This window comes from Sphingobacterium sp. MYb388 (assembly GCF_037479535.1).
Lineage (GTDB): Bacteria > Bacteroidota > Bacteroidia > Sphingobacteriales > Sphingobacteriaceae > Sphingobacterium > Sphingobacterium anhuiense.
The window spans coordinates 1,011,805-1,024,628 of sequence record NZ_JBBGYV010000002.1 but is presented as its reverse complement, the minus strand read 5'-3'; the positions used below and the strand labels follow the sequence as shown (position 1 = coordinate 1,024,628).

11 protein-coding genes are annotated in these 12,824 nt (G+C 35.1%); 9 read left to right on the top strand and 2 right to left on the bottom strand.

What is annotated here, in order from left to right; genetic code table 11:
• Nucleotides 1–116: 116 nt before the first annotated feature.
• The 4 genes from WH188_RS10055 to WH188_RS10040 all read left to right on the top strand — a co-directional run bounded on the left by WH188_RS10055 (nucleotide 117) and on the right by WH188_RS10040 (nucleotide 4,492).
• Entirely contained in the window at nucleotides 117–1,223 is a 1,107-nt protein-coding gene (locus tag WH188_RS10055; protein ID WP_021191200.1) for a chorismate mutase, read from the top strand.
• A complete protein-coding gene (aroA, locus tag WH188_RS10050) occupies nucleotides 1,223–2,470 on the top strand; it encodes a 3-phosphoshikimate 1-carboxyvinyltransferase (RefSeq protein ID WP_132772626.1) in 1,248 nt (415 codons plus the stop codon). Before WH188_RS10055 ends, aroA begins: the two co-directional genes overlap by 1 nt.
• Nucleotides 2,471–2,538: 68 nt before the next feature.
• Nucleotides 2,539–3,642 carry a chorismate synthase gene (gene aroC, locus WH188_RS10045; RefSeq protein WP_132842160.1) on the top strand — a complete coding sequence of 368 codons (1,104 nt, stop codon included), beginning with the start codon at nucleotides 2,539–2,541 and terminating at the stop codon, nucleotides 3,640–3,642.
• Nucleotides 3,632–4,492 carry an ROK family protein gene (locus tag WH188_RS10040; protein ID WP_021191202.1) on the top strand — a complete coding sequence of 287 codons (861 nt, stop codon included), beginning with the start codon at nucleotides 3,632–3,634 and terminating at the stop codon, nucleotides 4,490–4,492. The genes aroC and WH188_RS10040 overlap by 11 nt, the downstream gene beginning before the upstream one ends.
• Nucleotides 4,493–4,512: 20 nt before the next feature.
• On the opposite strand, the gene WH188_RS10035 is transcribed toward WH188_RS10040, so the two are convergent.
• Nucleotides 4,513–6,927, bottom strand: coding sequence for an alpha-ketoacid dehydrogenase subunit alpha/beta (locus WH188_RS10035; protein WP_168127446.1), 2,415 nt, complete (start codon nucleotides 6,925–6,927; stop codon nucleotides 4,513–4,515).
• Between the two features lie 212 nt (nucleotides 6,928–7,139).
• Here WH188_RS10035 and WH188_RS10030 point away from each other — a divergent pair, with 212 nt between their 5' ends.
• The 4 genes from WH188_RS10030 to WH188_RS10015 all read left to right on the top strand — a co-directional run bounded on the left by WH188_RS10030 (nucleotide 7,140) and on the right by WH188_RS10015 (nucleotide 10,417).
• The gene (locus tag WH188_RS10030; RefSeq protein WP_168127445.1) at nucleotides 7,140–8,318 is read left to right on the top strand and encodes a DEAD/DEAH box helicase; all 1,179 of its coding nucleotides are present in this window, start codon (nucleotides 7,140–7,142) and stop codon (nucleotides 8,316–8,318) included.
• 85 nt (nucleotides 8,319–8,403) lie between these two features.
• On the top strand, nucleotides 8,404–9,150 hold the full coding sequence (locus tag WH188_RS10025; RefSeq protein ID WP_132772619.1) for a hypothetical protein: 747 nt from the start codon (nucleotides 8,404–8,406) through the stop codon (nucleotides 9,148–9,150).
• On the top strand, nucleotides 9,150–9,953 hold the full coding sequence (locus WH188_RS10020) for a 3-keto-disaccharide hydrolase (RefSeq protein WP_237682805.1): 804 nt from the start codon (nucleotides 9,150–9,152) through the stop codon (nucleotides 9,951–9,953). The genes WH188_RS10025 and WH188_RS10020 overlap by 1 nt, the downstream gene beginning before the upstream one ends.
• Nucleotides 9,954–9,964: 11 nt before the next feature.
• Entirely contained in the window at nucleotides 9,965–10,417 is a 453-nt protein-coding gene (locus tag WH188_RS10015; protein WP_021191207.1) for an NUDIX domain-containing protein, read from the top strand.
• Between the two features lie 550 nt (nucleotides 10,418–10,967).
• Here WH188_RS10015 and rlmH read toward each other — a convergent pair.
• Nucleotides 10,968–11,441: a 23S rRNA (pseudouridine(1915)-N(3))-methyltransferase RlmH gene (gene rlmH / locus WH188_RS10010; RefSeq protein WP_132842155.1), complete on the bottom strand. Its 474-nt coding sequence runs from the start codon at nucleotides 11,439–11,441 to the stop codon at nucleotides 10,968–10,970.
• 497 nt (nucleotides 11,442–11,938) lie between these two features.
• On the opposite strand from rlmH, the gene WH188_RS10005 reads away from it, so the two are divergent.
• Complete coding sequence (locus WH188_RS10005; protein WP_168127444.1) at nucleotides 11,939–12,820, top strand: DUF3078 domain-containing protein; 882 nt, start codon at nucleotides 11,939–11,941, stop codon at nucleotides 12,818–12,820.
• Nucleotides 12,821–12,824: the final 4 nt, after the last annotated feature.

Genomic DNA, 12,824 nt, shown 5'->3' with positions numbered 1-12,824 from the left:
GTAAAAAATAAAACTCACAATAGATATTGAAATCATCATGGCCTAAAGCGCTCGAAAAGTAACGAAAAATGATCATGATAACTTCATAACCACTAAAAAAATAAAATTACATAATAATGAAAAACACATTAGATATCGTCCCTTTAAAATCTTGGTTAGATACAGGAGACAAGCCTTTAATCATAGCAGGACCTTGTAGTGCTGAAACAGAAGATCAATTGGTTTCAACAGCGCATTTATTAGCAAATACTGGTAAAGTAAACATCTTACGTGCAGGTATATGGAAACCACGTACTCGTCCAGGAGAATTTGAAGGTATTGGTTCTATTGGTTTAGAATGGTTGAAAAGAGCAAAAGCAGAGACAGGATTATTGACAGCGACAGAGGTTGCAACAGCGAAGCATGTTGAAGAAGCATTAGCTGCTGGCGTAGATGTGTTATGGATTGGAGCGCGCTCTACTGCAAACCCATTTACTGTGCAAGAAATTGCTGATGCATTAGTTGGAGTAGATATCCCTGTATTCGTTAAAAACCCGGTAAACCCTGATTTATCATTATGGTTTGGTGCTTTAGAGCGTATTAACCGTGCGGGAATCAAAAGATTAGGAGCTATTCATAGAGGTTTCTCTTCTTACGAAAAATCAGCTTTCCGTAACGAACCAATGTGGGATCTTGCGATTCAATTAAAATCATTATGTCCTGATTTGCCAATTATCAACGATCCAAGCCATATCTGTGGTAACCGTGAATTGTTGCCGTACATTTCTCAAAAAGCAATGGATATGGATTTACAAGGATTGATCATTGAATCACATATTGACCCTTCAGTTGCTTGGACTGATGCAAAACAACAAGTTACTCCAGCGGCTTTGGCTGATTTAATTGATCACTTAAACTTACGTAAAGCAGACTCAGATAATCAAGCTTTTGAAGATAAATTAGCAGAATTACGTACAAGCATCGATAAATTAGATGATCTAATTATTCAAAAAATTGGTGAACGTATGAAAATTGCTGAAAAAATTGGCGAATACAAGCGTGATAATAGTGTCACAATCTTACAAGTTAACCGTTGGGACGAAATCGTTCAAAAACGCACGCAGCTCGCTGAAGCATTAACTTTGAGCAATGATTTTGCAGTTAAATTCTTAGAATTAATTCATAATGAATCAATTCGTAAACAGAATGCAATCATGAATACTCAACCTACTGCGGAGGCATAATGAGTCAACAGGTGATTACACTTACTCACCCATCTAAAAGTATTAATGGTACGGTTCAACTTACTGGTTCAAAATCAGAAAGCAACCGTGCCCTTATTATTCAAGCATTGGGAAAAGAGAAAGTACAAATAGAAAATCTTTCGCAAGCTTTTGATACAGTTACACTAAAGAAGGCTCTTCTGCTAGCTACCAATACGCAATCTGAACTAACCAAAATTGATATTGGACCCGCAGGGACCGCAATGCGTTTTTTAACAGCCTATCTTAATCTGATTAAAGGAAATTTCATTCTAACCGGTTCAGAACGTATGCAACAAAGACCTATCGGTATTTTAGTTGACGCGCTCAAGACTATCGGAGCTGATATTCATTACGAAGCAAAATCTGGCTTCCCACCTCTTCATATAGAAGGTGGCATGATTCAGAGTAAGGATAAAATTTCAATTAAGGGAAATATTAGCAGTCAATATATTTCAGCTCTATTGCTCATTGCGGCATCCTTAAAAAAAGGTTTAACACTTGAAATTGAAGGCGAACTTACTTCACGACCTTATGTCACCATGACGTTGAATATGTTGAAAGAAGTTGGTATTCAATACGAATGGTTGCATAATACCATTCATATTCCAAATCAAGAAACAAAGGAAGCAACGATTTATGTCGAACCTGATTGGAGCGCGGCGTCTTATTGGTATGCCATAGTAGCACTTTCTAATTCAGGATCGATCATACTTCCCGGATTGAAAAAAAGTAGTCTACAAGGTGATATAGCAATTGTTGAAATTATGAGCCACTTTGGTGTTGCCTCAGCTTTTGAACAAGATGGTTTACACCTTACAAAAATAAGTGAACCTTCTGGGAAAACATTTTTTGACATGAAAGAATGCCCAGATTTAGCACAGACAGTAGTAGTTATAGCGGCTGCATTAAGACGCGATATATCACTTACAGGTTTAGAAACATTGAAAATTAAAGAAACAGATCGAATTTTAGCTTTAAAAACAGAAATTGCTAAATTCGGAGCAAAATTGATCGAAGATGGAACCACTTATCACATCAAAACTGATGAAGTCTTCGAACCAACAGCTGTTTCTTTCGCCACATATGAAGATCATAGAATGGCAATGGCATTTGCCCCACTTGCATTAATATTCAAAAGTATTAATATTGAGGAACCACAGGTTGTCGAAAAATCTTATCCAGACTTCTGGAAACATTTAGCTGAGCACAAATTTATTATTACTTAGCAAAAAATACCGCAATAATGCTCCTATTATTGCGGTTTTACCTATATTTATAGAAATTATATTAAATCATGGCAGGAAATTCATTTGGCGATTTATTTAGAATTAGCACTTTTGGGGAATCTCACGGAAAAGCGATTGGTGTTATTTTAGATGGCTGTCCTCCAAATATAGCTATTGATGAGGACTTTATCCAAGCAGAACTTGATAAACGTAAGCCCGGTCAATCAAAAATAACCACACAACGCAAAGAAAGTGATACAGCACAAATTCTTTCTGGCGTATTTGAGGGCAAGTCTACAGGAACACCTATTGCCATACTTATCCCAAACGAAGATCAAAGATCGAAAGATTACTCACATATAAAAGATATCTTTAGACCATCACACGCAGACTATACATATCATATGAAATATGGTCATCGTGATTACCGAGGTGGAGGTCGCTCATCGGCTAGAGAAACTGCAGCTAGAGTTGCCGCAGGAGCAATTGCCAAATCCTTTTTAAAACAACATGGAATAGAAATATTTGCGCACGTATCAGGTGTTGGCAAAATTGAATCTCCAAATTTAGATACAAAAGATTTAGAAGCATTGTTAGATTTGAGAGAATCTAATATTGCACGATGTGCTGATCCTGCTACAGCGAATGAAATGATTGAATTCATTGATGCTGTTCGTAAATCAGGTGATACTGTAGGAGGACGCATTTCAACTATTATTAGAAATGTACCAGTCGGATTGGGTGAACCTGTTTTTGACAAATTACATGCGGATCTAGCTAAGGCAATGATGAGCATCAATGCCGTACACGGTTTCGAATATGGATCAGGATTTGCTGGCTCTGAATTACTAGGTTCACAGCATAACGATCTTTTTGTATCTGAAGAACATGATATCCATCGTACTAAAACCCATACCAATTTCTCTGGAGGAATACAAGGTGGTATTTCAAATGGTATGGACATCACATTTAAAACAGCTTTCAAGCCTGTTGCTACTATTATGAGAGATCAACAGACAATTGATTCAAATGGTAATGAAGCTACAGTTCAAGGAAAAGGAAGACATGATCCTTGTGTAGTTTCCCGAGCTGTTATTATTGTTGAGGCAATGGCTGCATTAGTTATTGCTGATCATTTATTAAAACAATCTAGTTACAAAAATGTCAGATAAAAGTGAATTCATTTTAGGAGTGGATATCGGCGGCACACATATTAGCGCCGCTATAGTAAATAAATTAGATTGGAAAATTATTCCGAATAACGTGGTGAGAAACCACGTTTTTTCGCAAGAAAATGCTAAATCGATTTTCCTTACTTGGGCAAACACAATTAACAGTTGCGTAGAAGCTGCTGGATCTATGGTAAAACACATTGGAATAGCAATGCCTGGCCCTTTCGATTATGAAAATGGTGTGTCTATGATGACTGGACAAAGCAAATATGATGACCTATATAAAATGAATGTCAAAACCCCGTTGGCAACATTAATAGGAATTCCAGAACAAAATATTCATTTCATTAACGATGCCGCGGCTTTTTTGCAAGGAGAGGTTTTTGCTCAACATCTAAATACAAAAGAAAGAATTTTAGGAATCACTTTAGGTACAGGTCTCGGTTCAGCAGTCTGGAACAAAGGAGAAAAATCTTTCGATGCCGATCTTTGGAACACACCATATAAAGATTTAATTTTTGAAGAGTTTTTAGTAACCAGATGGTTTATAAAACGGTTTAAGGAACTTACAGATATTGAAGTAACGGGACTTAAACAAATTATCAATGAGCATCAACAAAACCCTGCCTTTAGCATATTATGTGAGGAATATAGCATCCATTTATTGGATTTTCTTGATTTCTTCAGTAAAAAATATAATTGTATAGACTTTGTAATCGGAGGAAATATTGCAAAAGCACTACCTATACTATTGGGTCAAAAGAAAAATCAAGTAGAAGCATATAATATAAAAACTGCAATTCTAGGAGAAGAGGCGGCAATTATTGGTGCTGCCGCTCAATTCTCATAAAAGTATCTATCCCTCACTGACTAAAATAGTGAGGGATATTTATCCGGATTACCTTCGTTCATCATTTCAAAGACAGTTTCCACAATATCATCGCTCGAAGGTTTTGTGAAATAATCACCATCAGAGCCATAAGGAGGCCTATGTGCTTTAGCACTCAACGTTCTAGGCTGACTATCTAATAAATAATAACCATTTTGATCCTCCAATATTTGCTGCATTATAAATGCCGATGCACCACCAGGGACATCCTCATCCACAACCAATAATTTATTCGTCTTTTTTAACGATTCAGCACATAAATGAGCTTTATCAAAAGGCTGTAAAGTTTGAGCATCAATAATTACAACACTGATGCCCAATCGATCCAGTTCCATCGCAGCCTCTTCGACCACACGTAAAGTAGAACCATATGAAACAACAGTAATATCAGCACCTACTCTAATGCACTCAGCATAACCAATCGGGATCGTAAAGTCACCAATATTATCTGGTAAACGTTCTTTTAAACGATAACCATTTAAACACTCGATCACAAGAGCAGGCTCATCGGATCTAAACAAAGTATTATACATTCCAGCAGCTTGCGTCATATTACGAGGAACACAAATATGCAACCCCCTTAAAGTCCCCAAGATCATAGACATTGGGGAACCCGAATGCCAGATACCCTCTAAACGATGACCACGAGTACGAATAATAACAGGCGCTTTCTGTCCCCCAAACGTACGATAACTCAAACTCGCCAAGTCATCGCTCGCCACCGTAATACCATAAAGAAGATAATCTAAATATTGAATTTCAGCAATAGGCTTAAGTCCCCTAATAGCCAATCCAATTCCTTTCCCTATAATAGAATTCTCTCTAATTCCAGTATCAAATACTCTATGTTCTCCAAACTTCTCTTGTAGACCAGCAAACCCTTGATTTACATCACCAATTTTACCAACATCCTCACCAAATGCTAACAAGCGCTCATCTCGACGGAAATTCTCTTCGAAGCATAAGTTAAGAACTTCCCGGCCGTCAATAAATTTAGCATCATCAGAATATTGAGGGGCGATAACTTGGACATTTTCCGGACCATCAACTCCTGTGGTAAATAATTTCGAATTATATCGGGATTCATTTACCCCTTGTTGAAGTTTATACCAAGCCAATAAAGCACCTTTACCTTCAATATCCTTCCCTTTCAGTTCACGAATAACCTTGCGGACAGTACTATAAACCTCCTTCAAAGAAGGTTCAGTTAAAGATTGCAATTGTTTTAAAGGTAATTCGACCAGTTCGTCATCAATTTGACTTAAAAGTCCAATAGCCTGTGAAGCATCAACAGCTAAAGCTTTATTATAATCAGACCAGGCACGTCTCTGCTCCTTCCTCACGAAATCCTTCGCTTCTTCATCAATTAAATTCAACTGCTCAGCAGTTGCAATATCCGAATCAATCAACCATTGATGCATTTTAGCAATACAATCATGCTCAAGCTCCCAGTTTAAACGCTCTTTCGACTTATAACGTTCATGAGAACCAGAAGAAGAATGCCCCTGTGGTTGAGTCAACTCGATAACATGAACAATACAAGGCGTATGGTGCTCCCTAGCATATTTTGCAGCTCGCTCATAAGCCTGACAAAGTCCTGGGTAATCCCAGCCTTTTACTTTAAATATCTCAAAACCGTTAGATCCATCTTCCTTCTGAAATCCTTTCAAAACTTCGGAGATATCCCCTTTAGTCGTTTGCACCTCATTCGGAACCGAGATTCCATAACCGTCATCCCATATCGAAATAACAACAGGAATCTGTTTAACACCTACAGCATTGACAACTTCGAAAAATACTCCCTCTGAAGTTGACGCATTACCTACAGAACAAAAGACAACCTCATTACCCCCATTAGAAAAATACTTTAAATAAGATAAATTCGGATTCTCACGATACAGTTTTGAAGCTAGGCCAAGACCTAAGATACGAGCCATTTGCCCGCCAGTAGTCGAAATATCTGAGAAAGTATTCTTTTGCTTCGTTTGGTCCAACCAATTACCTTCCTCATCAATAACACGGACTGAAAAATGACAATTCATTTGACGCCCCGCAGAAGAAGGATCATACTCAACATCAGGATGAGCATATAATTGCGAAAAAAAATGATAAATTGAGGTCATTCCACTTGCAAAGGCCAAGGTTTGGTCCCTATAATATCCGGAACGCCAATCACCCTTTTGAAATACTTTAGACACTGCAATCTGCGCCAGTTCCTTCCCATCTCCAAAAATTCCAAATTTTGCTTTTCCTGTTAAGACTTCCTTACGTCCCAATAGACTAACATATCTGCTCTCTACTGCAACCCTATAATCTTCAACAATGATCTTTCTAAAGTCATCAAAACTTAATTTCGAATTTAAATCACTGCCTTGGTCTAATGTGGTTTCCAACATATTATATTTTCAGTTTCCAACAAATTTAATAAAAATAATATTCTAAAATAATCATTATTAACATTAATAAATAATTGGAGATAGCTATTTAAACAATATAAATAATTGCTTAACGGAATTAGCACTTACAATTAGCTTATAGCTACTCTACTAAAGAATATTATCAATTTAGTCACTAAATCTTATCTTTGGTAAAATAAAACATCAAAACTTTGAAATTTCAAGATCTTAATATTCATTCAAGTCTTTTATCCATCTTAGAGCAATCAGGATTCACAATCCTGACATCCGTTCAAGAACTTGTGATTCCTCATATACTAAATAAAAAAGATCTTATTGCGATTGCTCCTACAGGAACAGGAAAAACCGAAGCGTTTACAATACCCATCTTACATCGCTATTTCACACAAGAAATTACATTACAGGAGCAGACACTTATATTAAATCCTACAAGAGAATTAGCGTTGCAAACACAAAGCCGTATAAATAAGCTCATTCAAAGCTACCCCGTTACAACCATCACACTTGTTGGAGGACAGGCTTATGATATGCAGCTAGCAGGACTATTGCAAAGTCCTACTATACTTATAGCGACCCCTGGCCGTATCTTAGATCTTATTGACCAAGGGAAAATTACATGTAATACTATTAAAACGCTGGTTATAGATGAGTTTGATCAGTTATTACAGCTAGGTTTTATTAAAGAAGTAAATCAAATTTTAAAGCATTTACCAAATAAAAAACAAAGCCTTTACTTTTCAGCTACACTTCCTAAAGATATTTTGAAAATTGTGAATAAAACGTTGAAAAATCCAATTAAAATTGAAATAGAAAAGGAAGTGAAGAAATGCACGATCGAAGAAAGTGTATTTTATGTAGACAGAACCAATAAAAAAAATCTGATCAAGTACTTAATCGAGTTAAACCCGGAAGAACAGATACTGATCTTTAGCAGAACAACACATGCAGTAGATCGTATCGTAGCGGATTTAAAAAAAGAAGGAATTGTCGCCGAAGGGCTTTACGCAGATAAAGCGCAGAAAAATAGAACGCAACTATTAACGGCTTTTAAATCAAAAGAAATTCAGATACTTGTTGCCACAGACCTACTGGCTAGAGGAGTAGATATCGAAAACCTTCCCATGGTAATAAATTACGAAGTCCCGGATAGTGATTCCTTATACACGCATAGAATTGGGAGAACAGGAAGAAGTATGACAACAGGTAAAGCTTATACCTTTTGCGACGCACAAGACAATAACAAGTGGATCCAATTACAATTATCATTAAATAGACAAATAAAAATAAACGACCAGCACCCTTATATATTAACCTGGGAACAAATGATTTCCACAAGTCAAGTCAAAACAGCTAAGAAGAAAAAAAAATAAGGAATCGAAATTGTTGCACATCCTTATATCCCATTCCTAATAAAATGTCTATTTTTACTAATTATCATAATGATCGAAATTTAATATGAGTACGGTACATTTATTTAACGACAGTGAAAACTCAAATGAAAATCTGCTAGGGGATCTTTCAAAAACTATCAATATTAATTCTTTACTGGAGATTCCGTTTAAAGAACGTGATGAAAAATGGGTAGCAGAATTTTTAGACAACATAGGTGAGTCAACCTTCCAGCTGGCAGCATCAGAACTAATCATAGGTCCTGATGGATATCCTTATTTTCAATTAGAAAATGCACCGAAAGATCAAAATTTTCAAGCTTTTGTGATCAAACATAAATTGAAATCATTCCTTCTCAAAAAAGGTATGGGGCTTGCTATTAATACGCATCAAGAGCAACCAGACTGGATCTTCTCATATGGTGACCTAGTCAACTATTCCTTAAATAATGAATTCTATTCTGATGAGTCTATTTTTTCAAAAAAAACGGAAGAGGCTCACATTGATAAAGATGAAAAAATCTTAGTGGGACAACCTTCAGAAACAATTCTACCAAAAGACTTACGCCATAATTTGAGAGAATACTTAGTAAACATGGGGATCAAAGAACCCAAAATTATGTTGATAGCAAGAAATTATGATGATGAAACTTTGGTAAGTCAGGATTTAGTTTTTAATATTACACCAGCTATGTTTCAGACTGAGCAAGATTTTAAACAAATTATGGCATCTATATCTTGGTTTTTACCGAGGCATTATTCCTACATGGGTATAGACGAGCAAACAGTTGAAAATGGTTTTATGCCTTTATAATGATGAAACTCAAATATATATTGCCGATCGGCTTATTAGCACTGTCTGCTGCCTGTGCTACACAGCATCATTCAAAAAATCAAAATAAGAACGGGTGGATCAGTCTGTTCAACGGAAGAAATCTTGATAATTGGATTGTGAAAATACACCATCATGATGTTGATGTAAACTTTGCCAATACCTTCCGAGTAAAAGACGGTGTAATACAAGTCAATTACGATAGCTATGGTGATTTTAATGAGCAATATGGACATCTTTATTATAAAACGCCCTATTCAGATTATCACGTTAAGCTAGAATATCGATTCTATGGAGATTTACAAAAGGGTGCACCATCCTATACCTTACGGAATAGCGGACTTATGTTTCATTCACAAGATCCAAGAACGATGCCTAAAGAGCAGGATTGGCCAATCTCAGTTGAAATGCAATTTTTAGGAGGGTTAAGCGATGGAAACCCGAGACCAACCGGCAATATGTGTTCTCCAGGAACAGATATCGTCTATAAAGGAAAAAAATTGGAATCACATTGTCTAGAATCAACCTCTAAAACATATGATGGAGATCAATGGGTCAAAGCAGAATTGATCGTACATGGTGATTCATTGATAACACATATCATTAATGGGGATACTGTCCTTCAATATAGCCAGCCAACGATAGGTGGCGGAGTGGCAAATAGGTATGACCCAAGAATAAAAATTGATGGCAAAAAGCTAAAACAAGGATTTATAGCCTTGCAAAGCGAAGGTCAGCCTGTGGAATTCAAAAATATTTATCTTAAAGATTTATCAAAAAAATAAAATAATAGCACATGTTTCCTTTTAATGTAAGAGTATATGGAATTTTGATTAATGATGATAATGAAGTACTCATCAGCGATGAGAAAACTGAAAATGTATCGTTCACCAAATTTCCTGGAGGTGGTTTAGAATACGGAGAAGGACTTATTGATGCCCTAAAAAGAGAATATCAAGAAGAATGCAACTTTGATATTGAAATCTTATCACACATCTATACAACTGATTTTTATGAAAAATCAAGCTTTAATGACAGTCAGATTATTTCAATATATTATTTAATCAAAAACAGCACCCCCATTCAGATCCGAACCACAAAAAAAGAATTTGACTTTGAAGGCCAGGAATATGAAGATGGTAAAGCGCAATCTTTTAGATGGGTAAAAATAGAAAACTTGAAAGAAATTAATCTAACATTCAAAACCGACCAAATGGCATGGAATATTTTTTATAAGGATATAAAATAAATTTGTATTTATAAAAAAAAACATTAAATTTACGTATACCAATAAAAAAATTACCTTTTATAGAAGGAACCTAATAAGTTATTTTGTTAAGACTATTCCAGATTTAAAAAAGTAAAACTTTGGTATACTGAATTTTGCAAATTCCTAGTTCTATAGGTATTTTAATAGTTAGTGTGATTTTATGGCGATACTCCCGGTATCGCCTATTTTGTTTTAATAAAAGTCCAGACACTTAAGTGCAGGAACTTACATTGCTTCAAAAATTATATTGAAAATATATACTTTTATACAGGATCTCTACGCATTTATAATCAAATCACTAAAACTAAAAGAGGCTCTAAACGAAGAATAGAACCTCTTGTGAAAAGTTCGTGCTATAAATCGTTTAGACAAAATAAGCCAAAAGCAATACAATAATAATACAAACAATAATAATAATCTTAGTGACTCCTGAATTATTATCATCGCTCTTAAAGTGATAATCTCTTTTACTTGGTAACATATGTAACTCCTTTCTTTAATTGATGCATAAATTATATTAATTCCACAATTATTCGTGATGATAAGGCTCACCTTTTAAAATTGAAAATGCGCGATAGGTCTGCTCAACAAAAAACAAACGAATCATCTGATGCGAAAATGTCATCTTTGATAATGATATTTTCTGATTAGCACGCTGATAAATCTGATCATCAAAACCATAAGGCCCTCCTATAACAAAGATAAGATGCTGCGTACTCTGAATCATATTCTTTTCCAAATAAGAAGCAAATTCCAAAGAACGATACTCCCTCCCAAACTCATCCAGTAAAACAACAGTATCCAAAGAATTAATATGTTTCAGCAAAAGTTGTGCTTCCTTTTCCTTTTGTTGTTCTTTCGTTAGATTTTTACTATTCTTGATATCTGGAATAACTACGAGATTGAAGGTTATATAAAACTTTAATCGTTTCAAGTATTTTTCAATTCCTTCAATCAAATATTTATCATCTGTCTTCCCAATGCACAACAAAGTTATTTTCATAAATCATTCTCTTTCTACAAAAATGACTTATTTTTTGATTATTTTGTAATAAAAGTTCCAATTATTAAACAAGCGAACTATTAACTTTGTTTAATATGCTAGATTTGGAACAGTTAAAGCTACCCTATTTCTATCAAAGTCCTAACACCTGCTGCCAAATCGACTCACAAGTAAATGATGCATCAATCTGTATCCTATTTTTCAGACATCGGATTACGACCAAACCCTCTCCCCTAATAAAAAACTAGCACAACAATCAAATAATCATCTTGATCACAAACAGTTCCATATGACCTCCTTTTCTAATTCCTATTTAGATCTGAGCAATTACTTTTTTAAGAATAGTGATTCTTAATACACATCATATTGTTTGCAAAAAACAGTGTTCTTCTAGACAAAGGTTGTTTTTTTTGATTGTTTAATAATAAAATATTGACTTTAACTAAACAATCTAAGTTGGCTTTGTGTTTAAGCTTTTAGACTTAAAAAAATGAAATATGAATAAAATAAAACTTTTATTGTTTACAGCCATCTTTCTAATAATTAACAAAGGTCAGGCACAAGTTGATTCGACAAAGAATTGGACCATGCATGGAGAGAACACATTTCTGATTAACCAAAGTTCATTCTCGAATTGGGCTGCCGGGGGAGTCAATTCTTTCGCAGGCAACATAATCTTAAATTATGACTTCAACTATAAAAAAGAAAAATGGTCTTGGGATAATAAAGTAATTGCAGCTTATGGTCAAACTTTTCAAAAGGAAACAGATTGGAGAAAAAATGACGACCGATTATCTTTAAACAGTTTATTGGGTTACCAAGCTAAAGAACATTGGCTGTACACCTTTTTTCTTAATTTTAACACCCAATTTGCCAAGGGTTATGATTATACATCCGCAAATAAAAAATTGCTATCAGAGGCCTTTGCTCCTGCCTATTTAAGCTTTGGTCCCGGTATAGCTTATAAAAAATCAGATAATTTAAAATTTAACTTGTCTCCCGCAGCCGTTCGCTTTGTTATTGTTAAGAATGATAGCCTAGCGCCAAATTATGGACTGGATCCTGGAAAAAATACACGCGTAGAATTTGGTGCTTCATTTGATGCCTATTATAAAACACAAATTATGGAGAATGTTACTTTTGAAAATATCCTAAAACTTTATTCCAACTATTTAGAGAAGCCACAAAATGTAGATATTGACTATACGGCCAATCTAAATATGAAGGTGAACAAATGGATTACAGTAAATGCAGGTGTACAGTTAATATATGATGATAACACCAAACTTCCTAAAATAGAAAATGGAGTTCAAGTAGGCAAAAAATCTGATCTACAAGTGAAACAAATACTAGGAGCTGGTATTACTTACAAATTCTAATAAT